The sequence below is a fragment of the Micromonospora sp. RTP1Z1 genome, from assembly GCF_033804685.1.
Lineage (GTDB): Bacteria > Actinomycetota > Actinomycetes > Mycobacteriales > Micromonosporaceae > Micromonospora.
In genome coordinates this window covers 1-26,852 of sequence record NZ_JAPFQV010000081.1, presented here as the reverse complement: position 1 = coordinate 26,852, position 26,852 = coordinate 1, and the positions used below count along the sequence as shown (strand labels likewise).

General features: G+C 74.0%; 22 protein-coding genes and 1 pseudogene. 12 read left to right on the top strand and 11 right to left on the bottom strand.

The window, feature by feature from the left end; genetic code table 11:
* Positions 1-206: 206 nt before the first annotated feature.
* The 4 genes from SLP03_RS28360 to SLP03_RS28345 all read right to left on the bottom strand — a co-directional run bounded on the left by SLP03_RS28360 (position 207) and on the right by SLP03_RS28345 (position 5,184).
* Positions 207-2,996 carry a hypothetical protein gene (locus SLP03_RS28360; protein WP_319463707.1) on the bottom strand — a complete coding sequence of 930 codons (2,790 nt, stop codon included), beginning with the start codon at positions 2,994-2,996 and terminating at the stop codon, positions 207-209.
* Between the two features lie 75 nt (positions 2,997-3,071).
* Positions 3,072-3,380: a cupin gene (locus SLP03_RS28355; protein WP_319463706.1), complete on the bottom strand. Its 309-nt coding sequence runs from the start codon at positions 3,378-3,380 to the stop codon at positions 3,072-3,074.
* Entirely contained in the window at positions 3,377-4,327 is a 951-nt protein-coding gene (locus tag SLP03_RS28350) for an LLM class F420-dependent oxidoreductase (RefSeq protein WP_319463708.1), read from the bottom strand. The genes SLP03_RS28355 and SLP03_RS28350 overlap by 4 nt, the downstream gene beginning before the upstream one ends.
* 2 nt (positions 4,328-4,329) lie before the next feature.
* Positions 4,330-5,184 (bottom strand): ABC transporter ATP-binding protein, encoded by an 855-nt coding sequence (locus tag SLP03_RS28345; protein WP_319463705.1) that lies wholly within the window; start codon positions 5,182-5,184, stop codon positions 4,330-4,332.
* A gap of 284 nt (positions 5,185-5,468) precedes the next feature.
* On the opposite strand from SLP03_RS28345, the gene SLP03_RS28340 reads away from it, so the two are divergent.
* Both SLP03_RS28340 and SLP03_RS28335 read left to right on the top strand, forming a co-directional pair.
* Positions 5,469-6,500 (top strand): ABC transporter substrate-binding protein, encoded by a 1,032-nt coding sequence (locus SLP03_RS28340; protein WP_319463704.1) that lies wholly within the window; start codon positions 5,469-5,471, stop codon positions 6,498-6,500.
* Between the two features lie 102 nt (positions 6,501-6,602).
* Complete coding sequence (locus SLP03_RS28335; protein ID WP_319463703.1) at positions 6,603-7,451, top strand: ABC transporter permease; 849 nt, start codon at positions 6,603-6,605, stop codon at positions 7,449-7,451.
* Between the two features lie 64 nt (positions 7,452-7,515).
* Here SLP03_RS28335 and SLP03_RS28330 read toward each other — a convergent pair whose 3' ends face one another.
* Positions 7,516-8,691 carry an ABC transporter substrate-binding protein gene (locus SLP03_RS28330; RefSeq protein WP_319463702.1) on the bottom strand — a complete coding sequence of 392 codons (1,176 nt, stop codon included), beginning with the start codon at positions 8,689-8,691 and terminating at the stop codon, positions 7,516-7,518.
* Between the two features lie 446 nt (positions 8,692-9,137).
* Between SLP03_RS28330 and SLP03_RS28325 the strand changes: the two genes are divergently transcribed.
* The 4 genes from SLP03_RS28325 (at position 9,138) to SLP03_RS28310 (ending at position 13,649) form a co-directional block, all read left to right on the top strand.
* Entirely contained in the window at positions 9,138-12,212 is a 3,075-nt protein-coding gene (locus SLP03_RS28325; protein WP_319463701.1) for a sensor histidine kinase, read from the top strand.
* Entirely contained in the window at positions 12,209-12,616 is a 408-nt protein-coding gene (locus tag SLP03_RS28320) for a roadblock/LC7 domain-containing protein (RefSeq protein ID WP_319463700.1), read from the top strand. Before SLP03_RS28325 ends, SLP03_RS28320 begins: the two co-directional genes overlap by 4 nt.
* 66 nt (positions 12,617-12,682) lie before the next feature.
* A complete protein-coding gene (locus SLP03_RS28315; RefSeq protein ID WP_319463699.1) occupies positions 12,683-13,045 on the top strand; it encodes a DUF742 domain-containing protein in 363 nt (120 codons plus the stop codon).
* Positions 13,026-13,649, top strand: a complete 624-nt coding sequence (locus SLP03_RS28310) for an ATP/GTP-binding protein (RefSeq protein ID WP_319463698.1) — start codon at positions 13,026-13,028, stop codon at positions 13,647-13,649. Before SLP03_RS28315 ends, SLP03_RS28310 begins: the two co-directional genes overlap by 20 nt.
* Positions 13,650-13,760: 111 nt before the next feature.
* On the opposite strand, the gene SLP03_RS28305 is transcribed toward SLP03_RS28310, so the two are convergent.
* The 5 genes and pseudogenes from SLP03_RS28305 to SLP03_RS28285 all read right to left on the bottom strand — a co-directional run bounded on the left by SLP03_RS28305 (position 13,761) and on the right by SLP03_RS28285 (position 21,320).
* Positions 13,761-14,849 (bottom strand): uroporphyrinogen-III synthase, encoded by a 1,089-nt coding sequence (locus SLP03_RS28305; RefSeq protein ID WP_319463697.1) that lies wholly within the window; start codon positions 14,847-14,849, stop codon positions 13,761-13,763.
* On the bottom strand, positions 14,849-15,196 hold the full coding sequence (gene nirD / locus SLP03_RS28300; RefSeq protein ID WP_319463696.1) for a nitrite reductase small subunit NirD: 348 nt from the start codon (positions 15,194-15,196) through the stop codon (positions 14,849-14,851). The genes SLP03_RS28305 and nirD overlap by 1 nt, the downstream gene beginning before the upstream one ends.
* A complete protein-coding gene (gene nirB, locus SLP03_RS28295) occupies positions 15,193-17,724 on the bottom strand; it encodes a nitrite reductase large subunit NirB (RefSeq protein WP_319463695.1) in 2,532 nt (843 codons plus the stop codon). The genes nirD and nirB overlap by 4 nt, the downstream gene beginning before the upstream one ends.
* Before the next feature lie 133 nt (positions 17,725-17,857).
* A complete protein-coding gene (locus SLP03_RS28290) occupies positions 17,858-19,300 on the bottom strand; it encodes an FAD-dependent oxidoreductase (protein ID WP_319463694.1) in 1,443 nt (480 codons plus the stop codon).
* Positions 19,297-21,320 (bottom strand): annotated as a pseudogene (locus SLP03_RS28285) (molybdopterin oxidoreductase family protein). Before SLP03_RS28285 ends, SLP03_RS28290 begins: the two are co-directional and overlap by 4 nt.
* 358 nt (positions 21,321-21,678) lie before the next feature.
* Between SLP03_RS28285 and SLP03_RS28280 the strand changes: the two are divergent.
* From SLP03_RS28280 to glmM, 6 genes are all read left to right on the top strand, one after another.
* On the top strand, positions 21,679-21,936 hold the full coding sequence (locus SLP03_RS28280; protein WP_319463693.1) for a DUF6364 family protein: 258 nt from the start codon (positions 21,679-21,681) through the stop codon (positions 21,934-21,936).
* On the top strand, positions 21,914-22,219 hold the full coding sequence (locus SLP03_RS28275) for a hypothetical protein (protein WP_319463692.1): 306 nt from the start codon (positions 21,914-21,916) through the stop codon (positions 22,217-22,219). Before SLP03_RS28280 ends, SLP03_RS28275 begins: the two co-directional genes overlap by 23 nt.
* Positions 22,220-22,344: 125 nt before the next feature.
* Complete coding sequence (locus SLP03_RS28270) at positions 22,345-23,718, top strand: nitrate/nitrite transporter (protein WP_319463691.1); 1,374 nt, start codon at positions 22,345-22,347, stop codon at positions 23,716-23,718.
* A gap of 191 nt (positions 23,719-23,909) precedes the next feature.
* Positions 23,910-24,353: a 50S ribosomal protein L13 gene (rplM, locus tag SLP03_RS28265; protein ID WP_319463690.1), complete on the top strand. Its 444-nt coding sequence runs from the start codon at positions 23,910-23,912 to the stop codon at positions 24,351-24,353.
* A 20-nt stretch (positions 24,354-24,373) separates the two neighbouring features.
* Positions 24,374-24,865: a 30S ribosomal protein S9 gene (gene rpsI, locus SLP03_RS28260; RefSeq protein WP_319463689.1), complete on the top strand. Its 492-nt coding sequence runs from the start codon at positions 24,374-24,376 to the stop codon at positions 24,863-24,865.
* Positions 24,866-24,976: 111 nt separating this feature from the next.
* The gene (gene glmM / locus SLP03_RS28255; RefSeq protein WP_319463688.1) at positions 24,977-26,335 is read left to right on the top strand and encodes a phosphoglucosamine mutase; all 1,359 of its coding nucleotides are present in this window, start codon (positions 24,977-24,979) and stop codon (positions 26,333-26,335) included.
* A 45-nt stretch (positions 26,336-26,380) separates the two neighbouring features.
* Here the strand turns inward: glmM and SLP03_RS28250 are convergent.
* Positions 26,381-26,852 (bottom strand): FtsX-like permease family protein (locus SLP03_RS28250; protein WP_319463687.1); only part of this gene is annotated, 472 nt, incomplete at its 5' end.

Genomic DNA, 26,852 nt, shown 5'->3' with positions numbered 1-26,852 from the left:
CCGGCGAAGACCGCGCACTTCTGCTCAATGTGCGGGCCCAAGTTCTGCTCCATGAAGATCACCCAGGAGCTGAAGGAGTACGCCGCCCGGGGCATGAAGGACAAGTCGGAGGAGTTCCTCTCCTCCGGCGGCCGGGTCTACCTGCCGCTCGCCTGAGGTGACGCCGGCCGGGTCGTTTCGTGCGGTCGGCCGGACCGGCGGGCCGGTCAGTCCCGGTGGTGCCGCCCGGTACGCAGCGAACCGGAGTCGCTCTCCGCGCCCGGCCGGCCCAGCCCGGCGACCCAGTCGACGTACTCCTCGTCGTGCGCGGGTACCGGCTCCGGCTCGCGGCTGTTCCGCTCCGCCGTGCTCTCCTCGCCGCCCTTCGCCCGGTTCCGCCGGAACAGGCCGCGACGGGGCCGGGGCTTGCCGGCGTCGGCCTCCTCGCCCCCACCGGTTGCGGCCGGAGCCGGATCGTCCGTCTCCGGCGCCGGGTCGTCGTCGTGGCGCGCCCGCTCATCGACGGGGGCGGGGGAATCGGCCGGCGTCGACTCGACCGCGTTCGGCCCGGCGCCGCGCCGCGCGTTCGCGAGGGCGTCCCACCTGGCCGCCCGGCCCAGGTCGGGCAGCGCGCGGTGCCGGGGGCGCGGCGCCGGCTCGACCGGGGCGTCGCTCTCAGCGCCGGCGGTGGTGGCGTCTCCGGTCGAACCGGTCGGCGCGGCGGCCTGCCGGGGCGGGGCCGGCCAGGCCGGCCGGACGTCGCCGCGCCGATCCGCGTCGTCCTCGAAGATCGGCAGGCGGGGGCGCGGCGAGAAGCCGTGCCCGGCCTCGGCCGGCGTACCGGGGGGCGCCGCTGCCGACGGCGGGTCGGCGGGCGGCGAGGCCAGCCCCCTCCCGCCGGGTCGGTCGGTGTCCGTCGTGGATCCCGGCGCGACGCCGGACCGGGCGGCGGTACCGGCGCGGTCCGCGGCGGTGGCCTCGTCGGCGGCGCTGGCCGGATCGGCGGTGCCGGACCGGTCGACGGTGGTGGCCTGGTCGGCGGTGCCGGACCGGTCGGCGGTGCGGGACTGCCCGGCGGCGGGGGCCGGGGAGAGCCGGGTGGCCGATGTGGCGGTCGGCGTCGAGTGCGAGGGGCTTCCCGGCAGGTCCGTGGTGACAGCGGCGGTCGATGCGTCGGCGGCGACCGACCGCGACTTGCGGGCCCTCTTCGGTCGGCCCGGCGCCGACGCCGGCGATGCCGACCCGGACCCGGCGGGCGAGGCGGGCAGCCCGGTCCCGGCGGCGCCGCCCGATGCCTCGGCTCCCGGTCCGGCCACGTCCGCCTCCGGTGTGCCGGCCGGCGCCTCGATGCCGGCCGCCGCACCCCTGGACGTGGCGGCCGGAGCCGTGACGTCGGGAGTGGGGGCAGGACCCTTGACGTCCGTCGGGGGCGTCGCTCTCCCGGCCGAGCGCCGGGGCGCCGCGGTTCGGGCCGACGTGGGTGCCGCTGCCTCGGCCGGCGTGGGCGCAGCGGTGTCGGTCGAGTGGGCGGGTGACGCCGTCCCGGCTGGGGTCGTACCGGGTCGCGTCGCCTTCGGCGCGGGCGTCCGGCCGGCGGCGACCACGTCGACGGCCGAGATGCGCCGCGCCGAGGACAGCGGGGTGGGCGCCGGCAGGCTCTGGGCCGGGTCGTCGGCGTCCCGTTCGATCACCGGACCGGCCCCGCCCGCAGCCGGCGAACCGATCGTGCGGTCGGCGGCCACGGCGCCGGGAGCCGGGCTGCCGACGAAGCGGATCGGGTCGTCGACGGGGGAGGCGGGGGCCGGGGTCGCGACGTCGCGGTCGTCGGTGGGCATCGGGGCGGGGATGGCCGGGCCCCGGTCGTCGCCGAAGCGGGTGTCCGGCGAAATGGTCGGCCGGGCGGAACCGGCCGGTGCCGGTGTCGGCGTGCCGCTCGACGCCACCGGCCAGTCCCAGTGCGCGGGAGTGGGGCGGTCGGCGCCGGCCGGGTCGGTGCCCCGGGCGGCCGGCAAGCTGTCGAGGTCGGCGGTGGTCGGTCCGCCGGTACCGACCGTGGCCAGGGCCTCCTCAGTCCGGTCGACCGAAGACCCCGTTGACGCGGAGGCCGGCCCGGTCGGGAGGGGCTGGAGGATGTCGGTCGGCTCGATGGCGTCGGTCGCCGGGACCTCCGACGGTCGGCGCAGCACGGTGGCGGCCGTCGAGCCGAGCGCACCGGCGGCGACCGCGATCAGCGCTCCGTAGTAGGGCGCGAGCTGGTACCGGTCGGCCGCGTCGCCCGGGCCTGCGGTCAGGTAGGCGAACGCCACCAGCACCGGGCCGGCCGCGCCCGCGGCGCCGCCGACCAGCGGCGGGTGGCCGCGTCGGCGGGCCAGCGCGCCGACCGCCGCGCCCGCGAGCAGTGCCACCGTGGGCAGCAGCAGCATGGCCAGGCGCTGGGCCGTCGCGGTGTCCAGCCACGACGGTTCCAGGACCCCGAGGCGTGCGGTGGACAGCGGCCCGGTCGAGGCCAGCGCCGGCGCCACCGAGACCAGCGCGAGCAGCCAGAGGAGGCCGCCCGTCATCGCGATGTTCCAGCCCAGCGGCGGGTTCAGCAGTACGGCGAGCGCCGCCCCGGCGCCGACCACCGCGCCGAGGATGGCGCAGATGCCGACCGCCCAGACCGGGTCGACCGTGCCGCCGAACTCGGCCGCGCGGGCGGGCTGCATGCACAACGGCGCGACGACGATCGCGCCGAGCGCGGCGGCCCCGGCGACCGAGAACTGTTCGGTGGTGCCGCCCGGGACGCCGTCCCGGCGGGCGAGACGTTCGGTGCCGACGGCGCCGGCCACCGCGGCGACCGCCGCGAACCAGGCAACCCAGACGAGCTGGGCCGGCCACCGGTTGACGGAGCCGTCGGTGAACGCGCCGTTGAGGCGCACGATGCCGAACCCGTACGCGATGCCGAGCTGGCCGGCTCCGGCCAGCGCGCTCACTCCAAGCGCCGTGAGCAGCAGCCTGCCCCACGTCCGAAAGGCCATGTCGGGCACGTTACGGCCCGGTGCGCCCGATCGCCACCTTGACGCAGCGCGGCGCGGCGCATACCTCCGGCCTGGCTACTTCAGCTCGACCAGGCGGGCCAGATAGGTCGTGTCCCCGACGTTGGTGAGGATGTGCACGGCGCCCGGGTCGCGGTAGACCACCCCGCCGGTCGGCTCGTCGGCGTCGATCCGGGTGCCGTCGACGGTCTGCACCACGTTCTTCGCGCCCTCGATCGCCACCACCAGGTACGGGTGGTCGTGCCGGTGCAGCGGCTGCTGCTCGCCGGGCTCCAGCCGGATGTGCCAGACCCGCACCCGGTCGTTCTCGTAGACGATCTCCTGGCCCACCGGGCCGAGCTCAAGGTCCTGGGAGAGTTCGGTCATCGGGTTCCGTCCAGCTGGGGGAGCACCTCGGCGGCGATGAGCTCCAGATGGTCGAGGTCGGCGAAGTCGATCAGCCGCAGGTGCACCCGGGTGGCGCCGATCGCGGCGAACTCGCCGAGCCGGTCGACCAGCTGCGCCGGGGACCCGATCACCGGGTCCTCCGGCGGCAGGGCGCTCTTGACGTGCAGCGGCGCGGCCCGCCGTTGCGCCTCCGCGTCGGTCCGGCCGATCGCCGCCACGATCCCGGCGGAGAGCACCAGCGGCGCCCGCCCGGACTCCGTACGGCCGGTGGAGGCGCACGCCTCGGCCACCCGCTCGTACGCGCCGGCCGTCTCGGCGACGGTCTTGAACGGCATGTTGAACTCGTCGGCGTACCGGGCGGCCAGCTCGGGGGTGCGCTTCGGGCCGCGGCCTCCGACGATCACCGGCGGGCCGGGCTGCTGCACCGGCTTGGGCAGCCCGGGCGCGTCCACCAGCCGGTAGTGCTCGCCGGTGTAGCTGTACGTCTCGCCGAGCGGGGTGCGCCACAGACCGGTGATGATCTCGAGCTGCTCGGCCAGCCGGTCGAACCGCTCACCGACGCGCGGGAACGGGATGCCGTACGAGAGGTGTTCCCGCTCGTACCAGCCGGCGCCGATGCCCAGCTCGACCCGGCCGCCACTCATCTGGTCGACCTGGGCCACCATCACGGCCAGCGGCCCGGGCAGCCGGAAGGTGGCCGAGCTGACCAGCGTCCCGAGCCGGATCCGGGAGGTCTCCCGGGCCAGCGCGGCCAGCGTCAGCCAGGCGTCCGTGGGGCCGGGCAGGCCGGGGTCGTCGCCCATCGACTGGTAGTGGTCGGCCCGGAGGAAGCCCTCGAACCCGGCCGCCTCGACCAACCGGGCGAAGCGGAGCTGGTCGTCGTAGCTGGCCCCCCGGTGCGGCTCGGTGAAGACCGATACCCGCATGGTCACCGCCCTTCCGTGCCGGACCGGGCCGGCGCCTTCGCCGGGTCGGTCAGCGCCGCCGGGTCCGCCGGGTCGGTCTGCGCCGGCACGCCCGGGTCCGGGGCCTGGCGTTCCATCAACAGCTCGTGCAGGTCGGCGCTGAGCCGGGCCACCTCGGCCAGGTGGGCGTTGCGGCCGAGGGTGCGGGGCCGGGGGATGTCCACCTCGACGACCTTGCGGATCCGGCCGGGGCGCGGGCTGAGCACGACGACCCGGTCGGCGAGCAGCACCGCCTCGTCGATCGAGTGGGTGACGAAGACGATGGTCGCCTTCTTCTCCATGTGCACCCGCTGGAGCTCGCCGGAGAGTTCCTCCCGGGTGAGCGCGTCGAGCGCCGAGAAGGGCTCGTCCATCAGCATCACCCGCGGTTCGCCGATCAGCGAACGGCACAGCGAGACCCGCTGCTGCATGCCGCCGGAGAGCTCGTGCGGCAGGCGCTTCTCGAAGCCGCCGAGGCCGGTCAGGTCCAGCAGTTCCCGGGCCCGTTCGCGGTGCTTCGCCCGGCTCCAGCCGAAGATCTCGACCGGGAGCAGGACGTTGTCCAGCACCGAGCGCCAGGGCAGCAGGGCGGGCCGCTGAAACAGCATGGCGATGTCGCGACGTGGTCGGGTGATCGGTGTGCCGGCGACGTCGATCTCGCCCCCGGTGACCGGCAGCAGCCCGGCGATCATGCGGAGCAGGGTCGACTTACCGCAGCCGGAGCGGCCGAGGACGGCGACGAACTCGCCCTCGGTGACGTCGAGATCGATGTCACGCAGCGCCTCGACCCGCCCGGAGCGGCCGTCGAAGGTGCGGGACACCGCGGACAACTTGATCATCTCGGCCGGCTCCCTCCCGCTCGACGAGCACGAGCTCGGTAAGGCTAACCGAGCGATGTCCCTATAGCACCGTCCGAGATGGACGATCGTCAGTTTCCGGCACGCAACTTCGTTTCCGTTCCGCAACTGGTACGCCTGGCCCGACGATGCTGGCCTTCTCGTACGCTGTGCCCGCGAATAGTCCCCTCACGACGGTCCTGTCGGCTGCCCCCTCCTGCCGGCACCGTCGGACCCACGACCCGTCCGGGTGACGATGACCTGGTCGGAAAGGACATGGTGCACTGATGAGAAGGCTGACCCGTACGGTCGCCGCGGCCGCGCTGGCCACCGCCCTCGCCCTGGTCTCCGGCTGCAGCAGCGGTTCGGACAAGTCCGAGGACGCCAAGGGCGGGAACGGCGCGGCGCTGGAGAAGGTGACGTACCTCACGTCCTTCGGCAACTTCGGCCGGGACTCCTACGCCTGGGTGGCGAAGGAGAAGGGCTTCTTCAAGGACGCCGGCTTCGACGTGGACATCAAGCCCGGTCAGGGCACCGGCTTCGTCATCCAGAACGTGGTCGGCGGGCAGGCCGACTTCGGCCCGATCGACCTGACCGGTGGCCTGCTCCAGCTCGGCAACGGCCAGGCCAAGGACTTCGTCGCGGTTGCCGCGATCCAGCAGCGCACCATGGCCGCGATCGTCTCGGTCGAGGGCAAGAACATCGCCACCCCGAAGGACCTGGAGGGCAAGAAGCTCGCCGACACCCCCAGCTCCGTCGTGCGCAACCTCTTCCCGACGTACGCGAAGCTCGCCGGCATCGACGCCAGCAAGGTGACCTGGGTCAACGGTGAGCCGGCGACCTTGATGGGCACACTCGCCTCCGGCACTGTCGACGGCATCGGCCAGTTCGTGGTCGGCCAGCCCACCGTCGAGGCGGTGACCAAGAAGAAGCCGGTCGTGCTGCCCTACAGCAGCGTGATGCAGGACCTCTACGGCAACGCGTTGATCACCTCCACGAAGATCGCCAAGGAGAAGCCGGAGATGGTCAAGCGCTTCACCGCGGCGCTGCTCAAGGGCCTGGAGTACGCCCTGGCCAACCCGCAGGAGGCGGCGGACATCCTGAAGAAGAACGTGGACGCCACCAATCCGGCCGCGGCCGCCGCCGAGCTGCAGCTGATGGCCGCCTACGTCCGGTCCAGCAACTCCGGCACCGCCCTGGGCACCCTGGACAGCGGCCGGGTCGCCAAGAGCATCGCGCTGCTGCAGGGCGCGGGCGCCCTCAAGCAGAACCTGACCCCCGACCAGATCATCGACTTCAACCTCGCGCCGAAGGCCTGACCGGTCGACCCGGACATCGGGGGTGCGGCCCGCCGGGGGTTCCGGTGGGGCGCACCCCCTTCGCGTGCCGGCCGTGGGGCCGGCCTTGCAGAGGAGGACACGTTGACGGAGTTGATCGGGACCTGGGCCGGTACGCCACCGCCGGACCAGTCCGCGCCGGAGCCGGCCGGGTCGCGCCGGCTCGGCGTACGCCCGGCGGTGGTGGGGCTGCCGGCGCTCGGGCTGCTGATCGCGGTGACCGTGTGGTGGACGGTCACGTCGGGTCTGCACCTGGTCCATCCCGCGTCCCTGCCGCCGCCGCAGGTGGTGTGGAGCGCGCTGACCGGGAAGAGCGACGTGCTGCTGCCGGCGCTGGGGATCACCACCGCGATGACCGTCCTCGGCTTCCTGCTCTCCTCGGTGGCCGGCGTGCTGATCGGCATGGCGCTGGCCGCCTCCCGGCGGGTGGAGCGGATGTTCGCGCCGCTGCTGGTGGCGATCAACGCGGTGCCGAAGATCGCGCTCGGCCCGCTGCTGGTGGTCTCGGTGGGCTGGGGTCAGAAGCCGATCCTGACCATGGTGTTCCTGCTCTGCTTCTTCCCGATCGTGCTCTCCACCGCGACCGGGCTGACCACCACCCCGGCCGACCTGGCCGACCTGGCCCGGTCGCTGAACGCCTCCTGGTGGCAGTCGTTCCGCAAGGTGCGTTTCCCGTCCGCCCTGCCGCAGATCTTCGTCGGGTTGAAGGTGGCGATGCCGCTCGCCGCGATCGGCGCGGTGATCGGGGAGTTCTACTCGGACAAGCCGGGGCTGGGCTACCAGATCCTCCAGTACAACGGGATCGGGGACACCGCGACGGCCTGGGCGGCGATCGTGCTGATCGCCCTGATGAGCATCCTGCTCTACTCCGCCCTCAGCCTCGTCGAGCGTCGCGCCCTCCCCTGGGTGCGCGCCACCACCTCATCCCGCTGACCGGGGAGATCCTGGCGGGAAGTCGCCCTTCCGGGGGCCACTTCCCGCCAGGATCTCGACGAGCTCAGCCGGCGAGGCGCCAGCGGCCGCCGCGGGCGACCAGGGTCGTCAGCGCCTGGGGCATCAGGCCGGAGTGGTTGTCCGGGGTCATCCGGATCGGGCCGGAGAGGCCGTCCAGCTGCGCCGTCTCCAGGACGTCACGCAGGGCGTTCCGGTCCACCCGGCCGGGCTCCCCGCCGGCGCGCAGCTCGGCGTCCGCGACGAGCTGGACCGCGTCCGCGGCGAACGACGAGAAGCCGTTGTACCCGCCGAAGTGGGCGGTGTAGTCCTGGAACCACTGGCGGCGGGCCGCCTTGGCCGGGGTGGTGGCGATGACGTCGTCGATCACCATGGTCTGGGTGAAGATCAGGGTCGCCTTCTCGGTGGTCCGCGCCGAGGCGCCGAGGAAGAGGTCGCCCGCGGCCGACGCGTCGAAGAAGAGCGCTCCGGCGAACTTGTCCTGCCGGGCGCTGGCGGCCGCCAGCGACGCCTGCTCCGGCGGCGTCCAGACGATCAGCGCCTGCGGCTTCCGCTCCACCAGCTCCGCGACCTGGCTGGTGACGTCGGTGGTGCGTACCGCCTTGGCGCCGAGCAGCCGGATGCCAGCCTTGTCGAACTCGCGGCTCAGCGCGTTCAGCCCTTCCTGGCCGTAGTTGTCGGCGCTGTGCAGCACGGCCACCTTGCGGATGTTGCGCCGGGCCAACTCGGTGGTCAGCGCGGCGGCGCTGTCGGTCGCATTCGGGGCCAGCTTGAAGACGTACCGGCGGTCGGCGACCGGCTCGGTGATGGCGCCGGAGGAGGCGAGCGCGATCGTCGGAATACGCTTCTCGTCGATCGCGCGTACCGCGCCGACCGCGCATTCGTTGCAGCCGCCCATGATGATGGCGCTGACGTGTGAGTCGCTGCTGAAATCGTTGATGTTGCGCAAGGATTCGGCGGCGTCCGAGCGGTTGTCCTTCACCTTGAGCTCGATCTTCCGGCCGCCCAGCGCGCCGGAGGAGTTCAACTGCTCGGCCTTCAGTTCCAGCGCCCGCTGGTACACCTTGCCGGTCGGTGCCGAGGCGCCGGAGAGTTCGAGGTCGGCGGCGATCACGATCGGGCTGGTGTCCTGCTGCTCCTCGCCGAACTGGCAGCCGGTGAGCGTGGTGGCCAGCACGGCCGATGCGAGCGCCGCGATGCTCGCGGAGCGGATGGGGCTCAACTCAGTCCTCCAGGTGCGGCGCGGGTGCTGCCCGATCACCGCCGCTTGTCCGTCCTCAGTAGAGAACGGGATTGGTCTGCCGTACGGTGTGCGCGAAGCCTGCAAAACCTTGCCAACGCCGGGCCCTGTGGTCAAGCGCGGAAGTCGGGGAGCTGTTTCGGGACGCTCATCCCACATGATGGGGACATCGAATGTTTACCGTCACTCACTTTGCAGCATCGACCGAGCACTCTGGATGCACATGCCCTGTTCAGAGGGCTGCGGAAACGAAGGTAATAGTTGACCGGAGACCGGCTTGAGCGCCTGCCGACCGTTTCCTGCCCCACTGCGGCTTCCCAAACGGGATCTTCTCTGGTGAAATCGCGGCCGTGCCGCGCGTGGCGCTGGCCGCTGCACCAGGCACGGGTCAGCGGGTCAGGCGTGGAAGAAACGACGGAGGCGATGTCGTGAGCACCGGACCTACGACCCTGCCCGAGAGCCCCGGTGCCGACCTGCGGAACCGGCGACGACGGCTGCCCCGGCTGCGGGACGCGCGGATCCGTTCCAAGCTCGCCCTCATCCTGGTCGTCCCGGTCGCCGCTGTCATCGCACTGGCGACACTCCGACTCGTCTCGGTCGGCGAGGGCGCCTACGACGCCACCCGGATCCGCTCCCTCACCGCGCTTTCGATCGACCTCTCGGCGCTCAACCAGGACCTGCACAAGGAACGGATGGCAGCCGCCGCCTACCTGGCCGTGCCCGACCAGAAGCCCGACGACTACAACCTGCGGGTCCGCCGCACCGACGAGCGGATCACGGCGTACCGCGAGGAGCGCGGTCAGCTCGACGCGCTGCCGGCCTCGGTCCGGGACCGGCTCACGGTCATCGACGACCACCTGGCGACGCTGAACGGCACCCGGCAGGAGGTGCTCGACCGGCAGCAGATGCCGGTGGCCGAGGCGGGCCTGCGCTACGGCGTCATCCTCACCGACCTCGTCTCATACGGCGACACCCTCGCCCAGCAGCCCGGTGGGGAGAGCCTGGCCGACGCCCGCCGGGCGGTGGCGGCGTTCGCCCACGCCAAGGCGGCCGTCGCCGAGGAGCAGGCGGTGGCCTTCACCGCGTTGGCCTCCGGGCGGCTCGACGAGGAGCAGTTCTCCTCCTTGGTGGCGACCCTGACCAGCCAGCAGGAGGCCCTGCTCTCCTTCGCGCGCTCCGCCGAGCCGGAGCAGCGGACCCTGGTCGACAGCACCGTCTCCGGCGACGCGGTGCAGCTCTCCGACCGGGTCTCGGCCGACCTGTCCCGGTCGGTCGGGCAGCGCCCGCTGGTCACCCGGGACGACGCCTCCGCCGCCATCGGCGCGGTCGGCGACCTGATGCGGTGGGCCGAGATCCAGCTCCAGGACCGGCTGCTCGCCGAGGCCGACGCGGCGCGTACGGAGGTCCTCCGGCAGGCGGTCGTCGAGACGGCGCTCGTGCTGCTCACCCTGATCATCGCGGTGACGCTCGCCGTGGTCCTCGCCCGCTCGCTCAACCACTCCCTGCGCCGGCTGCGCGAGGGCGCCCTCACGGTGGCCAACCACGAGCTGCCGGAGGCGGTCAGCCGCCTGCAGAACATCGGCGCCCTCGACGACGGCGGCGTTGACGAGATCGTCAGGCAGGTCCGGGACCCGATCAAGCTCAGCAACCGCGACGAGGTCGGCCAGGTGGCGGTGGCCTTCAACGTGGTGCACCGGGAGGCCGTCCGGGTGGCGGCCGAGCAGGCCGCGCTGCGGACCAGTGTGTCGGCGATGTTCCTCAACCTGGCCCGGCGCAGTCAGACCCTGGTCGACCGGATGATCGGCGAACTTGACGCGATCGAGCGCGGCGAGGAGGACCCGAAGCGCCTCGCCCAGCTCTTCGAGCTGGACCACCTGGCCACCCGGATGCGTCGCAACGACGAGAATCTGCTGGTGCTGGCCGGTGCCGACTCGGCCGTGCCGCGCCGCGACGACGCGCTCCTGGTGGACGTGCTGCGGGCCGCCCAGTCCGAGGTGGAGCTCTACAACCGGATCGAGTTCGGCACGGTCGACACCGACGTCTCGGTCGCCGCGCACGCGGTGAACGACGTGGTCCGGTTGGTCGCCGAGCTGCTGGACAACGCCACCCGGTTCTCCCCGCCGAACACCACCGTGGTGGCCGACGGCCGACGGATCCGGGACTACGTGCTGATCCAGGTGGAGGACCGCGGTCTGGGCCTCACCGACGAGCAGTTCGACTCGCTGAACCGCCGGCTGGCCGGCCCCCCGACGGTGGACGTGGCCGCGTTCCGGCTGATGGGCCTCGCCGTGGTGAGCCGGCTCGCCGCCCGCTACGGCATCCGCGTCGAGCTGCGGCGGAACGTGGACGGCGGGACGGTCGCCCAGGTGACCCTGCCGAACTCCACGGTGTTGCTGCCGGCGGACCGGGGCCACGACCCGGCGCCGCTGGCCCGGCCGCGCCAGCCGCTGGCCGTCGGGCAGACGCCGCTGGCCCTGGCGGGCCACGCCGACCCGCTGGCCGGTGCCGGGCGTACCGCCGCGGCCACCCTCACCGACCAGTGGCGTACCCCGCCGCCCGCGCCGGCCCGCTGGCAGGGGCAGACCGAGGCGCGGGACACCGGCCCCGCAGTACAGCTGGGCGGCGCGACCGGCACGCTGCCGAGCCTGCCCACCACGCCGGCCGCGCCCGTACCGCCGGCCAACGCCTCCAGCGGCGGCCTTTCGGTGGGTACGCCCACCGGCGCCCATCGCACCATCGGCGGGCTGCCGAAGCGGACCCCGGGCGGGGAGTCCACCGGTCCGGCGCTCCCGGTCGGCCCGATCGCCGGGCCGGGCGGCGTCGCCCCGGTGGCGCCGGCCGCCCCGCCCGCCGCGGCGACGCCGTCGGCGCCGGCCGCGGCCACCCCGGTGGTCGCCCGGCCGGCCGAGGCGCCGATCTTCCGGGAGATGGAGGCGGTCTGGTTCCGCTCCCATGGTGACGACGAGACGACGATCTTCACGCGGCCCCGGTTCGACGACGCGCTGGCCCCGGCCGGGCAGCAGCCGGGCGCCGCGGCGTCGCGCTCGCCGCTGCCGACCCGTACCCCGGGCGCCCAGGCGGCCGGCGTGACGTCGCCCCCGCCGTACGCCCCGCCGGCGGCGTCGCCCGTGCCGCCCGCCGCAGCCGTGCCCCCGCCCGTGCCGCCGGCCTCCGCGCCGCCTGCCCACTCGGCGTCGGCCGCCACGCCGACGTCGGCGCCGCCCGCGGACGCCTGGCGGACGGCGGCCGACGAGGGTTGGACGCGGGCGACCCAGGCTTCCGAGCCGACCACCGGCGGCACCACCCGCTCCGGTCTGCCGAAGCGGGTGCCGCAGGCTCAGCTCGTCCCCGGCGGCATCGAGCCGAAGGGGGGCCGGTCCCGCAGCCGGCGCACGCCGGACGAAGTACGCGGCCTACTGTCGGCATACCACCGCGGAGTGCAGCGGGGCCGGACGGCCGGCGCGGACCTGAACAGCACCTCGACCAAGGAGACGAACCGATGAACAGGCCAGCGGCCATGCAGGACATGGGTTGGCTGCTCACCAACTTCGCCGACAGCGTGGCGGGCATCGCCCACGTGGTGGCGGTGTCCGCGGACGGGCTGTTGCTCGCCTCCTCCCGGGATCTGCCCGGGGACCGGGCGGACCAGCTCGCCGCGATCACGGCCGGCGTGGTGAGCCTGACCGAGGGCGCAGCGCGGATGTTCAGCGCGGGCGGCGTCCTCCAGACCGTGATCGAGATGGACAGCGGATACCTGTTCCTGATGTCGATCAGCGACGGCTCGTCGATGGCGGTGCTCGCCGCGCGCAGCTGCGACGTCGGCCAGGTGGGCTACGAGATGGCGCTGCTGGTGGAGCGGGTGGGGGCGGCCCTGGTGCCGCTGCCCCGCGACGCCGTCCGGTCCTGACCGGATCGCGCGTGACCAGGTGATCCGGAGCCGGCCCGGCTCCGTACTGAGGGAGGTGATCGCGAGATGGAACCACGGCGGGACCCGCGCGGCGCGCTGGTGCGACCGTACGCGGTCACCCGTGGCCGCACCGAGCCGGTGCAGAACATCGCGCTGGAGGCGGTGCTGTCGTGTACACCCACCCAGATAGCCGAGGCGCGGTTCGCCGGGCACGACAAGTACCGCATCGCCACGGTCTGCGAGGGCCGGGCACAGTCACTCGCGGAGATCGCCGCGTACACCCGGATGCCGCTGGGCGTCGCCCGGGTGCTGGTCGCCGACATGGTGGCCGAGGGCCTGCTGACGCTACACACCGCCGCTCCCGTCGAGGGATTCGAGGAGCGGATGAACCTGCTTGGAAGGGTGCTAAGTGGACTTCGCGAACTATGACCCCGCCGGGGCGCGCCGCAGCCGGGAGATCATCTCCGCGAAGATCGTGATCGCGGGTGGCTTCGGCGTGGGCAAGACGACCCTGGTCGGAGCGATCTCCGAGATCACTCCGCTGACCACCGAGGCGCTGATGACGGCCGCCGGCGTGGGCATCGACGACCCGTCGAAGGTGCCCGGCAAGGAGACCACCACGGTCGCCATGGACTTCGGCCGGATCACCATGGCCCAGGACCTGATCCTCTACCTGTTCGGCACGCCGGGCCAGACCCGCTTCTGGTTCATGTGGGACGAGATCATCCGGGGTGCGGTGGGTGCGGCCGTCCTGGTCGACACCCGGCGGATCACCGACGCCTTCGCCCCGCTCGACTACTTCGAGAACCGCAACCTGCCGTACGTGGTGGCGCTGAACCGGTTCGACGACGCGTCGCACTACGAGCCGGAGGAGGTCCGCGAGGCGCTGGCGATCCCGCCGGACGTGCCGCTGGTGATGTGCGACGCCCGGCGGCGGGACTCGGTCAAGCAGGTGCTGGTGACGGTCGTGGAGCACGCCATGCTCCGCCTCCAGGCCGAGCACGGCCGGGGCTACCCGGCCCCGGTGGGCTGAGCCCTCCGGGGTGCGGCCCCGGTGGCGGGTCCATCGACTCGGTGTCGGGCAGGCCGGGGTGTCAGACGCTCGCTGACACCTCGGCCCGCGGCAGCTGCTGCGGAACGCCGGTCAGTCGACCCGGAGCCGGTAGCCGCGCTTGACCACCGTCTGCACCACGCGCGGGGCGCGCAGGCCGGCCCGGAGCCGGGCCACGGCCATCTCCACCGCGTGTTCGTCGGCGCCCCGCGGGAGCGTCCGCAGCAGGGCCGTCCGCGACAGCACCCGGCCCGGGCTGCGGGCCAGCGCCCGCAGCACCGCCATCGGCGCCGGGGCGAGCGGGTGCAGCTCCCCGTCGACCACGGCCCCGTGCCCGCGCAGGGTGAGCAGGTGACCGGCGGCCTTGACGCTGACCGTCCGACGCGGCAGCTCGTCGACGATCGTGCGGACCAGCGCCCCGAGCCGGGCCCGGCTGGGCGCGCTCACCGGAACCCCCCGCCGGACCAGCGGCTCCGCAGTGACCGCGCCGACGCAGCTGGCCAGCACGTCACCGCGGAGCGCCTCCAGCACCGTCTCGGTACGGTCCCCGGCCGCCCGCAGCAGCGCCTCCGCGGCCGGGGCGGAGGTGAACGTGACCGCGTCCACCAGCCGGCCGGCGACCAGGTCGATCAGCCGGTGCAGCGGCGCCGGGTCGGTCGGCGCGGCCCAGCGGTAGACCGGCACCTCGATCACCGTGGCCCCCGCGTCCTCCAGCGCGGCGGTGCACTCCGGCTGCCGGTCGCCGTGCAGCTGCATGGCGATGACCTGTCCGGCGACCCCGCGCCGGCGCAGGTGCTCCACCACCTCGTCGCAGCTCTCCGAGGCCGGCGACCACTGGTCGTGCAGGCCGGCGGCCCGGATCGCGCCGCGCGCCTTGGGCCCGCGGGCCACCACGTACGACTGGCTGAGCGCCGAGCGCAGCGGTTCGGCCAGCCCCCAGCCCTCCGCCGCCTCCAGCCAGCCGCGCATCCCGATGCCGGTGTTCGCCATCAGGATGTCCGGCGGCCGGTCGAGGCAGGCCCGGGTCGCCTCGCGCAGGTCGGTGTCGTCGGCGAGCGGGACGATCCGCAACGCCGGGGCGAGCACCACCCGGGCGCCGCGCCGCTGGAGCAGCGCGGCCAGCTCGTCCCGCCGCCGGTCGGCGGTCACCCCGATCGTGAAGCCGGCCAGTTCGTCCCGCATCACTCCTCCTGTCGCAGCCGCACCTCGACCACCCCGCCCCGACAGCGGGCCTCGTGCCGTCGCAGCGTCACGTCCGGCAGGTCCAGGCAGCGCCCGGTCCGCAGGTCGTAGACCTGCTTGTGCAGCGGGGAGGAGAGCGTCGGCACGCCGCCGCGGCTGCCCACGATGCCCCGGGACATCACGTACGCGCCGCCGACCGGGTCGAGGTTGTCGACCGCGTACAGCTCGCCGCCGGTGGCGAAGAGCGCCACCTGCACGCCGTCGACCAGCGCGGCGACGCCCCGGTCGGGGTCCAGCCGGTCGAGGGGGCAGACCAGCGTCCAGTCCAGGGTGCTCGTCGGGCTCATCGGCGTACCGCCGGAAGGCCGAGCGCGACCGGCTGGCGGCGGCGTTCGGCGCCGGCCGCCGGCGGGGCTCCGCGCGCCGGCACGGGTTGGCCGCGTTCCACCGCGAAGGTGATCGAGGGGTCGGGCACGTCCGGGGCGTTGACGAACGAGGTGAACCGGCGCAGCCGGTCCGGGTCGTCGAGGACGTCCCGCCACTCGTCGGAGTAGGACGCCACGTGCCGGGCCATCGCCGCGTCGAGGTCGGCGCAGAGCCCGAGGGAGTCGTCCACGATCACCGCGCGCAGGTGGTCGAGGCCGCCGTCCATCGCCTCGATCCAGGCCGCGGTGCGTTGCAGCCGGTCGGCGGTGCGGATGTAATACATCAAGAATCTGTCGATTAGCGGAATCAGCGCTTCTGTGGATAGATCAGTGGCGAAGAGGTCGGCGTGCCGGGGCCGGAAGCCGCCGTTGCCGCCGAGGTAGAGGTTCCAGCCGGTCTCGGTGGCGATGACGCCGAAGTCCTTGCTGCGGGCCTCGGCGCACTCCCGGGCGCAGCCGGAGACCGCCGACTTGATCTTGTGCGGGGCGCGTAGTCCCCGGTAGCGCAGCTCCAGCGCGACGGCCAGCCCGACCGAGTCCTGCACCCCGTACCGGCACCAGGTCTCGCCCACGCAGGACTTCACCGTGCGCAGCGCCTTGCCGTACGCGTGGCCGGACTCGAAGCCGGCGTCGACCAGCCGGTGCCAGATCTGCGGCAGCTGCTCGACCCGGGCCCCGAAGAGGTCGATCCGCTGCCCGCCGGTGATCTTGGTGTAGAGCCGGAAGTCCCGGGCCACCTCGCCGATCACGATGAGCTTCTCCGGGGTGATCTCCCCGCCGGGGATCCGGGGCACCACCGAGTAACTGCCGTCGCGTTGCAGGTTGGCCAGGAAGTGGTCGTTGGTGTCCTGCAGCGAGGCCTGCTCGCCGTCGAGCACGTGCCCGGTGCCGAGCGAGGCCAGGATCGAGGCCACCACCGGCTTGCAGATGTCGCAGCCGCGTCCCCGCCCGTGCTCGGCGATGAGCTGGGAGAAGGTGCGGATCCCGCGCACCCGGACCACGTCGAACAGCTCCTGCCGGCTGGCGTCGAAGTGCTCGCAGAGCGCGGTGGACTGCTTCACCCCGGCCGCGTTGAGGAGCTGCTTCAGCATCGGCATGCAGGAGCCGCAGCTCGTCCCGGCCCGGGTGCACGCCTTCACCGCCGGCACGTCGTGGGCGCCGCCGGCAATCGCCCCGTCGATGTCGTCCCTCGTCACCGCGTTGCAGGAGCAGACCTGCGCCGCGCCGGGCAGCGCGCCGGCCCCGGCGGCCGCCCCGCCGGCGGGCGCCAGCAGCGCCAGCGGGGGAGCGGGCAGCGGCCCGCCGACGCCGGCCCGCAGCGTCGGATACGCGGTCGCGTCCCCGACCAGCACGCCGCCGAGCAGCGTCCGCGCGTCGTCGGAGAGGACCAGCTTCGCGTACGACCGGGTGGCCGGGTCGGTGAAGGTGACGTCCAGGCAGCCGGGGGTGGTGCCGTGCGCGTCCCCGAACGAGGCCACGTCCACGCCGAGCAGCTTGAGCTTGGTGGCGGTGTCCGCGCCGGGGAAGGTGGCCGACCCGCCCAGCAGCCGGTCGGCGACCACCTCGGCCGTCGCGTACCCGGGGGCGACCAGCCCGTGGCAGGTGCCGTCCACGGCCGCGCACTCACCGACCGCCCAGATCCGCTCGTCGGAGGTACGGCAGGTCGCGTTGACCAGCACCCCGCCGCGCGGCCCGAGCGGCAGGCCGGCGGCCCGGGCCAGCTCGTCGCGGGGCCGGATGCCGGCGGCGACGACGACCAGGTCGGCGTCGACCGTGCTGTCGTCGGAGAGCTTCAGGGCCGCCACCGCGCCGTCCGGGCCGGGGCGGAGCGCGGTGGTGGCCACCCCGAGGTGCGTGGTGACCCCCAGCTCCTCGACGTGGCGGCGGAGCATCGCCCCGCCCGCCTCGTCCACCTGGACCGGCATCAGCCGGGGCGCGAACTCGACCACCTGGGTGGTGAGGCCGAGCAGCCGCAACGCGTTCGCCGCCTCCAGGCCGAGCAGGCCGCCGCCGATCACCGCGCCGGTCCGCCGACCCGCGGCGTGCGCCCGGATCGCCGCCAGGTCGTCCAGCGTCCGGTAGACGAAGACCCCCGGCAGGTCCGTGCCGTCCACCGGGGGCACAAAGGCGTACGACCCGGTGGCGAGCACCAGCGCGTCGTACCGGTGCTCCCCGGCCGCCGTGATCACCACCCGCCGCGCCCGGTCGATCCCGGTGGCCGGCTCGCCGAGCCGCAGCGCCACCCCGTCGTCGGGGGTGTGCAGGTTCAGCTCCTCGGCGCTCACCCCGTCAAAGAAGGCCGAGAGCCGAACCCGGTCGTACGCGGGCCGAGGCTCCTCGGCGAGCACCGTCACCCGCCAGCGCCGGTCGTGGTCCCGGGCGCGCAGCGCCTCGACGAAGCGCTGCCCCACCATGCCGTTGCCGATGACGACCAGATCGCCGCCGCTCATCCCGTCACCTCCGCAGCGTCGCCGTCCATCCCGTCCCCTCCACCGGTCCACCCGGCGGTCACGCTCCCGCCGGACCGCCGGGTCGTCGCTCCGTCAGGTCGCCCGGTGGTCGCGCCCGGGGCGGGTCGCCCGGTCATCGCGTCGCCACCGGTTCGGCCCCGGCGAGCCAGTCGACGATGCCGGCGAGGGCGTCCCGGCAGCCGCCGCAGCCGGTGCCGGCCCGGGTCGCCCCGGACAGCGCGTCGACCGTCCGGGCGCCGGAGCGCCAGCAGGCCACCAGCGCCCCCTTGCTGACGTCGTTGCACTGGCAGACCGTGGCCGCGTCCGGCATCAGCGCCGGGGACGTGGCGGGCGCGGCGGGGACCGCGCCGAAGGCCCGGCCGAGCAGCAGCGACCGCCGGTCCGCCGGCACCGGGGCACCCCGGTCGAAGAGCTGCACCACGGTGCCGATCGCCGGGTTGTCGCCGAGCAGGATCGCCCCGGTCAGCCGCTCGTCGCGGATCCGCAACCGGGCGTACGTCCCCCGGGCCGGGTCGGCGAAGGTCAGCTCCTCCACCGGCCCGTCGGCCGCCGGGCCGTCGGTGGCGTCGCCCATCGCGGCCAGGTCGATGCCGGCCGCCTTGAGCCGGGTCACCACCGGCCGGGGCCGGTAGCGGGCCAGCGGGTCGCCGCCGGCCAGCACCTGCGCCACCACCCGGGCCTGGGCCCAGGCCGGGGCGACCAGCCCGGTCAGCGCGCCGTCGTGCTGGGCGCAGTCGCCGATCGCCGAGATCCGCCGGTCGCTGGTCCGCATCCGGTCGTCCACCACCACGCCGCGCTCGACGGTCAGTCCGGCCGCGGCGGCGAGGCCGGTGTCGGGGCGTACCCCGCAGGAGACGACCAGCAGGTCGGCGGTGAGGGACCGGCCGTCGGCGAGGTCGAGGCGGACCCGGTCGGCGTCCGCGGCCACCCCGGTCGCCGAAACCGCCAGCACGGTACGCACGCCGAGTCCGGCGAGGCTGCCGGCGAGCACCGCGCCGGCGGTCGGGTCGAGCTGCCGCTCCATCAGGTGGCCCATGGGGTGCACCACCGTCACGTCCAGCCCTCGGGCGGCGAGCCCGCGCGCCGCCTCCAGGCCGAGCAGCCCGCCGCCCAGCACCAGGGCGCGGCGGGCGCCCCGGGCGGCGGCCAGGATGCGCCGGCAGTTGTCCAGCGTGCGGAACGGCACCACCCGCTCGGGCAGCGGGTCGAGCCCGGGCAGCGGCGGCACCACGGCCCGGCTACCGGTGGCGAGGACCAGGTGGTCGTAGGCGTGGTGGTCGCCGTCGTCGGTGTGCAACTCGCGGGCGGCCCGGTCGATCGCGGTGACCGCCACCCCGGTACGCACGTCCACGCCCTGCCCGGCGACCTCGGCCAGCTCCACGTCCGGCTCGGCGATCTTCCCGGCCAACAGGGTGGAGAGCATGATCCGGTTGTACGCCCGGTGCGGCTCGGCCCCGAGCACGGTGACCTTGTGGTCCCCGCCCCAGGCGTGCAGCTCGGCGGCGAGCCGGGATCCGGCCATCCCGTACCCGACGACGACCACCCGTTCGCTCACGGCTCCACCCTCTCCACCCGTACCGCGCAGATCTTGAATTCGGGCATCCCGGAGATCGGGTCGACCGCGTCGTTGGTGACCGAGTTGGCGCGGCCGGCGCCGGCCCAGTGGAACGGCGCGAAGACGGTGTCCGGCCGGATCGTGGGGCTGACCCGGGCGGGGGCGCGCAGCTCGCCGCGGCGGGAGACGACCCGTACCTCCTCGCCCTCGGCGACGCCGAGCTGGGCGGCCAGGTCCGGGTGCAGCTCGACGAAGGCGCCGGGCGCGGCCCGGCGCAGCGCGGTGACCCGTCGGGTCTGGGTGCCGGACTGGTACTGGGCGAGCACCCGCCCGGTGGTGAAGTGCAGCGGGTAGTCGGCGCAGACCTCCTCGGCGGCGGGCCGGTGGGTCACCGGGTGGAACCGGGCCCGCCCGTTCGGGGTGGGGAAGCGGTCGGCGAAGAGCCGGGGGGTGTCCGGGCCGTCCGGGTCGGGGCAGGGCCAGAAGACGCCGGTTTCGGCGTCGATCCGGTCCCAGGTCACGCCGGCGTAGTCCGCCGGCCCGCCGGCCGAGGCCCGCCGAAGCTCGGTGAAGACCGCCCGTGGGTCGGTCGGGAACGCCGCCGGCGCGTCGAGCCGGGTGGCGAGGCCGGCGAGGACCGCCAGGTCGGTGCGGACGCCGGGTGGCGGCTCGCGCAGCGCGCGGCGGCGCAGTACCCGACCCTCCAGGTTGGTCATCGTGCCGTCCTCCTCGGCCCATTGCGCGACCGGCAGCACCACGTCGGCCAGGGCGGCCGTCTCGGAGCGCAGGAAGTCGGCGACGACCAGCAGGTCCAGGTCGCGCAGCCGGGACTCGACCCGGGCCGCCCGGGGCGCCGACACCACCGGGTTGGAGCCGAAGACCAGCAGCGCCCGCGGGCCGTCCGGCGTGCCGAGCGAGTCCAGCAGCCGGTACGCCGGCACCCCCGGCCCGGGCAGGTCGGCGGCCGGTACGCCCCAGACCCGGCCACGTGCTCCCGGGCCGCCGGGTCGTCGATCCGCCGGTAGCCGGGGAGCTGGTCGGCCTTCTGCCCGTGCTCGCGGCCGCCCTGGCCGTTGCCCTGTCCAGTGAGGCAGCCGTACCCGGAGCCGGGGCGGCCGGGCAGGCCGAGGGCGAGCGCCAGGTTGACGAAGGCGGTGACCGTGTCGACGCCCTTGGCGTGCTGCTCGGCGCCGCGGGCGGTGAGGATGATCGCGCTGCCGGCGGTGGCGAGTGTCCGGGCGGTCGCCTCCAGGTCGGCCACCGGCACCCCGGAGAGCCGTTCCACCTCCGCCGGCCAGTAGCCGGCCACGGTGCGGCGGACGGCGTCGAAGCCGGTGGTGCGGGCGGCCACGTACTCGCGGTCGAGCCAGCCCTCGGTGAGCGCGATGTGCAGCAGCGCGTTGGCCACCGCCAGGTCGGTGCCGGGGAGCGGTTGCAGGTGCAGGTCGGCCTGGCGGGCGGTCGCGGTCACCCGGGGGTCGATCACGATCATCCGGCCGCCGCGCTGCCGCTGGTCGGCGAGGTGGCGCATCAGCGGCGGCATGGTCTCCGCCGGGTTGGCGCCGACCACCAGCAGGGTCTCCGCCCGGCCGAGGTCCGCGAGGGGAAAGGGCAGCCCCCGGTCGACGCCGAATGCCCGGATGCCGGCGGCCGCCGCCGAGGACATGCACCAGCGGCCGTTGTAGTCGATGTGCCGGGTCCGCAGCGCCACCCGGGCGAACTTGCCGAGCGCGTACGCCTTCTCGTTGGTCAGCCCGCCGCCGCCGAAGACCGCCACGGCGTCCCGGCCGTGTCCGCTCTGGATGGTGCGGATGCCGGCGGCCACCCGGTCCAGCGCCTCGTCCCAGCTCGCCGGGCGCTGCTCGCCGGTGGCCGGGTCACGCAGCAGTGGTGTGGTCAGCCGCTCGGGGTGGTCCAGCAGCTCGGCGGCGGTCCAGCCCTTCTGGCAGAGGCCGCCGCGGTTGGTGGGGAACTGGCGGGGGAGCACCTCGATCCGCCCGTCGGTCTCGCGCAGCGTCATCCCGCACTGGAGCGCGCAGTACGGGCAGTGGGTCGCCGCCTCCCGGGAGTCCGCCCCCGGTCGCGTCGCCACCCGTGCACCGTCTGTCATGTCGGGAAAGCGTGCCGCCGGGCGGTTTCCGGTCCGGGTCCCTTCTGTTTCGGTCCTGTCAAGAGCGCCTCACACCGCACGAGACCACCGGGTCCGACCCTCGGGCGGCCTGACCCGGCCGCGCTGCCGCACCTGCTGCGCGGCGCCGAGGATTCTGTCGGAGCGGCCAGTTCGCCGGGAATGTCGGCGGTGGGCGTTCTGGCGTCCCGGGCGGAGCGGACGGCCGCTGGGATGACCGCTGGTCATACCCAGCGGTAATCTCGGCGGCATGACTGCCAAGGTGACGCTCTCGTTCTCCGACGACACGATCGAGGAGGCGCGCCGGTTCGCCAAGCGCGAAGGGCTGTCGCTCTCCGCCTGGATGGACCAGGCCGCCCGGGAGAAGGCGCTGCGCGAGGTCTTCACCGCGCACGCCGCCGCCGTCGGTCGCGCCGGCCTGGATCTGGAGTCCGCCGCCCTCGCCGACGCCCACGAGGTCGCCATGGTCGACGACGCGCTATTCGGTGGGCGCCCGCGTGCTGCGTAGGGGCGAGGTCTGGCGCATCGAGGGCGCCCGCGAACGGCTCGGACTGGTGATCAGCTCCGACGTCTACAACTCCACGGACGTGCCCATCGTGATCGTGGCCGAGGTGGTCGACGAGTCGCTGCTGCGGGACTCGCCCCTCGCGGTGGTGATGGGCCGCTGGGTGGTGATGCCGGATCGGCTCTCCTCGCCCATGAAGAAGTGGTTCACCGAGTGCGTGGACGTGGCCGACACGGAGACCATGCAGCGGGTGGGCCGGGCGCTGCGCATCCTCCAGGAGATCTGACCCGCCTCACCACCGGCCCCCGGGGGACGTGCGATCCCCGTTTCCGGAACGACCCCCGACGGGCACCGCCGGGAAACCGCCCGTTCCTAGCGTTCTCCTCGTCGCATCGACGAAGAGGAGCCGCCGTGAGCACACTCGCCCCCGCCGCCACCGCAGCCCCGGCCGCCGCCGGGCGCCGGGCGCCGATCACCGACTGGCGCCCCGAGGACCCGGGATTCTGGCGTACGACCGGCGCCCCGGTCGCCCGGCGCAACCTGTACGTCTCGATCTTCGCCGAGCACGTCGGCTTCTCGGTGTGGAGCCTCTGGTCGGTCACCGTGCTCTTCCTCGGCCCGGCGTACGGCATCGACCCGGCCGGGAAGTTCCTGCTCACCGCCGTACCGGCCGCGCTGGGCGCGCTGCTGCGGCTGCCGTACACCCTGGCGGTGGCCCGCTTCGGCGGCCGGAACTGGACCATCGTCAGCGCACTGCTGCTGCTGGTGCCGGCGGTGCCGATGGCGCTGCTGCTCGAACCCGGCGTGTCGTACACCACGCTGATGGTGCTGGCCTGCCTGACCGGGGTGGGCGGGGGCAACTTCGCCTCCTCGATGGCGAACATCAACCTCTTCTTCCCGGACCGGCTCAAAGGCCGGGCGCTCGGGCTCAACGCCGGTGGCGGCAACCTCGGCGTACCGGCGGTGCAGCTGGTCGGACTGGCGGTGCTGGCCACCGCCGGGGCCGCGTACCCGCGGCTGGTGCCCGCCGTCTACCTGCCGTTGATCGTGCTGGCCGCGCTGGCCGCGGCGCGCTGGCTGGACAACCTCCCCGGGGCCCGCAACGAGCCCGGCGCGCTGCGCGAGGCCGCCTGGGACCCGCACACCTGGGTGATGTCCCTGCTCTACGTCGGCACCTTCGGCTCGTTCATCGGGTTCGGCTTCGCCTTCGGGCAGGTGCTCCAGCTCCAGTTCCACGAGCGTTTCCCGACCCCGGTCGACGCGGCCTGGCTGACCTTCCTCGGGCCGCTGGTCGGCTCGCTGGTCCGGCCGCTCGGCGGGCAGCTCGCCGACCGCCTCGGCGGGGCCCGGGTGACCTTCTGGAACTTCGTCGCCATGGCGGCCGGCGCCGGGTTGGTGCTGTACGCGGCCCGGGACCGGTCGCTGTCGCTCTACCTGGCCGGGTTCCTGTCCCTGTTCGTCTTCTCCGGGATCGGCAACGGCTCGACGTACAAGATGATCCCGGCGATCTTCCGGGCCCGGGCGGCGGCCGAGGTCGAGCTGACCGGTGGCCCGGAGGCCGCGCAGCGGCGGGCCCGGCGGCTGACCGGGGCGCTGATCGGTATCGCCGGCGCGGTCGGCGCCTCCGGCGGGGTGCTGGTCAACGTCGCCTTCCGGCAGTCCTTCCTGACCTCCGGGAACGCGGACGGCGCCTACCTGGCCTTCATCGGCTGGTACGCGCTCTGCTTCGTGGTGACCTGGGCGGTCTACCTCCGCCGGGGGCCGCGCCGACTGGCCGGCGTGTGACCTGCGCCATCGCCCGAGCGCAGGTAGCGCTCGGTGACCCCCCGTTTTGACCTGCGGACAGGGCGCCGGGTATCGTTGCCTGCTGTTGTACGACATCCAGAAGCGTGCCGCATCAGGTACGCTTGGTCGTTCGTGCGCGCCTGGTCAAATCGGCGCGCGACCCCAGACCGACGACGAGACAAGGTAGACCTGTGCGTACGTACAGCCCGAAGCCGGGTGAGATCGAGCGTCAGTGGCACGTTATCGACGCCTCTGATGTCGTGCTGGGCCGCCTGGCCACCCACGCCGCCACGCTGCTGCGCGGCAAGCACAAGCCGACTTTCGCGCCGCACGTCGACACGGGCGACTTCGTCGTCGTCGTGAACGCGGGCAAGGTTGCGCTGACCGGCAACAAGCGTCAGACCAAGGTTGCCTACCGCCACTCGGGTTACCCGGGTGGTCTCAAGCAGATCGGCTACGAGGAGCTGCTGACCAAGCGTCCCGAGCGGGCGATCGAGCTGGCCGTGAAGGGCATGCTCCCGCACAACAAGCTCGGCCGTCAGCTGATCAAGAAGCTGAAGGTCTACGCCGGTGCCGAGCACCCGCACGGCGCGCAGCAGCCGCTGCCGTTCGAGATCAAGCAGATCGCGCAGTGAGCGCGGGCGAAGGAAGCAGCATGACCGACATCACCGAGATCGAGGTTGCCCCCGAGGCCCCGGAGGCCCCGGAGGCCCCCGAGGCCACCGAGGCGCCGGCGCCCGTCGCCCGCGCGCCGCGCGGTGACCGCCCGATCCAGACTGTGGGTCGGCGCAAGCAGGCCATCGTCCGGGTCCGCATCGTGCCGGGCACCGGCAAGATCACCTGCAACGGCCAGGACCTCGAGGCGTACTTCCCGAGCAAGGTGCACCAGCAGCTGATCAAGGACCCGCTGGTGACCGCCGAGAAGCCCGAGGCGTTCGACGTCATCGCCAACCTGCGTGGCGGCGGCACCACCGGCCAGGCCGGTGCGCTCCGGCTGGGCATCGCCCGGGCGCTGATCCTCAACGACCCCGACGACCGCCCGGCCCTCAAGAAGGCCGGCTTCCTTACCCGGGACGCCCGGGTCAAGGAGAGCAAGAAGTACGGCCTCAAGAAGGCCCGTAAGGCTCCTCAGTACTCGAAGCGCTGATCACCACCAGCGCGTTGTACTTCTGACGAACGGCCGGGTCCGCCTCCCTCGAACGGGAGGTCGCCCGGCCGTTCGCCTTTCCCTGGGACCGTTTATCGGAGGTTGGCGGGTATGGGCCGGTTGTTCGGCACGGACGGGGTACGCGGGCGGGCGAACGCGGATCTCACCCCGGAGTTGGCGCTCGCGGTGGCGGTGGCCGCCGCCCACACGCTCGCCGAGACGGACAAGAGTCATCCGCCGCTCGCCGTGGTCGGACGGGACACCCGGGCCAGCGGCGAGATGCTGGAGGCGGCCGTGGTGGCCGGCCTGACCAGCGCGGGCGCCAACGTGGTGCGGGTCGGCGTGCTGCCCACCCCCGCGGTGGCGTTCCTCACCGCGGAGGCCAAGGCCGACCTTGGTGTGATGCTCTCCGCCTCGCACAACCCGATGCCGGACAACGGGATCAAGCTCTTCGCCGCCGGTGGGCACAAACTGCCGGACGAGATCGAGATGCGGATCGAGGCGGCCGTCGAGGCAAACGCCACCACCGCCTGGGACCGCCCCATCGGGGCCGGCGTCGGGCGGGTGCATGACCTGCTGGACGGCGCCGACCACTACGTCCAGCACCTCGTCGGCACTTTGCCGCACCGGCTGGACGGGATCAAGGTCGTGGTGGACTGCGCGAACGGCGCCGCCGCCGAGGTCGCCCCGGTGGCGTACCGGGAGGCGGGCGCCGAGGTGATCGCGATCCACGCCGAGCCGGACGGGCTCAACATCAACGACGACTGCGGCTCCAACCACATCGACACGCTGCGCGCCGCCGTGGTCGAGCACGGCGCGCACCTGGGCATCGCCCACGACGGCGACGCCGACCGGTGCGTCGCGGTGACCGCCGACGGCGACGAGGTCGACGGCGACCAGTTGATGGCCATCCTGGCGCTGGCCATGCGGGACGCCGGCGAGCTGACCCAGGACACACTGGTGGCGACGGTGATGAGCAACCTCGGCCTGCGGCTGGCGATGTCCGCGCAGGGCATCCGCCTGGTCGAGACCAAGGTCGGCGACCGGTACGTCCTGGAGGAGCTGCGCGCCTCCGGCCTCGCGCTCGGCGGCGAGCAGAGCGGCCACGTCGTCATGCCGGCGTACGCCACCACCGGCGACGGAGTCCTGACCGGCCTGCACCTGATGGCCCGGATGGCCGCCACCGGCAAGTCCCTCGCCGAGCTGGGCTCGGTGGTCACCAAGCTGCCCCAGGTGCTGATCAACGTGCCGGTCGGCGACCGTACCGTGGGCGCCGCCGCGCCGGCCGTCCGCGCCGAGGTGGAGCGGGCCGAAGCCGAGCTGGGCGAGACCGGCCGGGTGCTGCTGCGCCCGTCCGGCACCGAGCCGCTGGTCCGGGTCATGGTCGAGGCGGCCAGCGAGGCGACGGCCCGTGAGGTCGCCGAGCGCATCGCCGCCCACGTCCGCACCGCCAGCCCGACGGCGTCCTGACCGACGCCGGCACGGACCGGACCTCCCCGACGCGTCGGCTGCTCGTCACTCCTCGGCGAGCAGCCGGGCGGTCGGGAGCCGGCGCAGCAGGGTCGCCGGCAGGAGCGCCGCCAGGCAGCTGACGACGATGCCGGCGGCCGCCGTGACGGCGGCCACCAGCAGCAGGCTGCCGGGCAGCGAACCGATCAGGCCCACCGCGCCGAGCAGGCCCAGCAGGGCCCCGGTGACGGCGCCGAGCCCACCGAGCGCGAGACCTTCGTAGCCGATCAGCCGGCCGAGCGCCGCGTCGGTCCAGCCGATCGCCCGCAGGGTGGCCAGCTCGGCGGCCCGGTCGCGGATGCCGAGATAGAGCACGTCGGCCACGGCGGCCGTGCCGAGCAGCACGGTCGCGGCCGCGGCGACGACGTCCGGGCCGCGCACGCTCAGCGAGATCGCGTCCCCCAGCAGGCTGCCGACGACCGCGCCCCGGAATGCGTACGAGACGGCACCCACCAGGGTCAGCGCGGCGCCCTGGCGA

Coding starts and splice junctions, on each gene's coding strand:
- SLP03_RS28360 (WP_319463707.1), bottom strand. CDS start 2,996: ATGGCCTTTCGGACGTGGGGCAGGCTGCTGCTCACGGCGCTTGGAGTG.
- SLP03_RS28355 (WP_319463706.1), bottom strand. CDS start 3,380: ATGACCGAACTCTCCCAGGACCTTGAGCTCGGCCCGGTGGGCCAGGAG.
- SLP03_RS28350 (WP_319463708.1), bottom strand. CDS start 4,327: ATGCGGGTATCGGTCTTCACCGAGCCGCACCGGGGGGCCAGCTACGAC.
- SLP03_RS28345 (WP_319463705.1), bottom strand. CDS start 5,184: ATGATCAAGTTGTCCGCGGTGTCCCGCACCTTCGACGGCCGCTCCGGG.
- SLP03_RS28340 (WP_319463704.1), top strand. CDS start 5,469: ATGAGAAGGCTGACCCGTACGGTCGCCGCGGCCGCGCTGGCCACCGCC.
- SLP03_RS28320 (WP_319463700.1), top strand. CDS start 12,209: ATGAACAGGCCAGCGGCCATGCAGGACATGGGTTGGCTGCTCACCAAC.
- SLP03_RS28315 (WP_319463699.1), top strand. CDS start 12,683: ATGGAACCACGGCGGGACCCGCGCGGCGCGCTGGTGCGACCGTACGCG.
- SLP03_RS28305 (WP_319463697.1), bottom strand. CDS start 14,849: ATGCGGGACGAACTGGCCGGCTTCACGATCGGGGTGACCGCCGACCGG.
- nirD (WP_319463696.1), bottom strand. CDS start 15,196: ATGAGCCCGACGAGCACCCTGGACTGGACGCTGGTCTGCCCCCTCGAC.
- nirB (WP_319463695.1), bottom strand. CDS start 17,724: ATGAGCGGCGGCGATCTGGTCGTCATCGGCAACGGCATGGTGGGGCAG.
- SLP03_RS28280 (WP_319463693.1), top strand. CDS start 21,679: ATGACTGCCAAGGTGACGCTCTCGTTCTCCGACGACACGATCGAGGAG.
- rpsI (WP_319463689.1), top strand. CDS start 24,374: ATGACCGACATCACCGAGATCGAGGTTGCCCCCGAGGCCCCGGAGGCC.
- glmM (WP_319463688.1), top strand. CDS start 24,977: ATGGGCCGGTTGTTCGGCACGGACGGGGTACGCGGGCGGGCGAACGCG.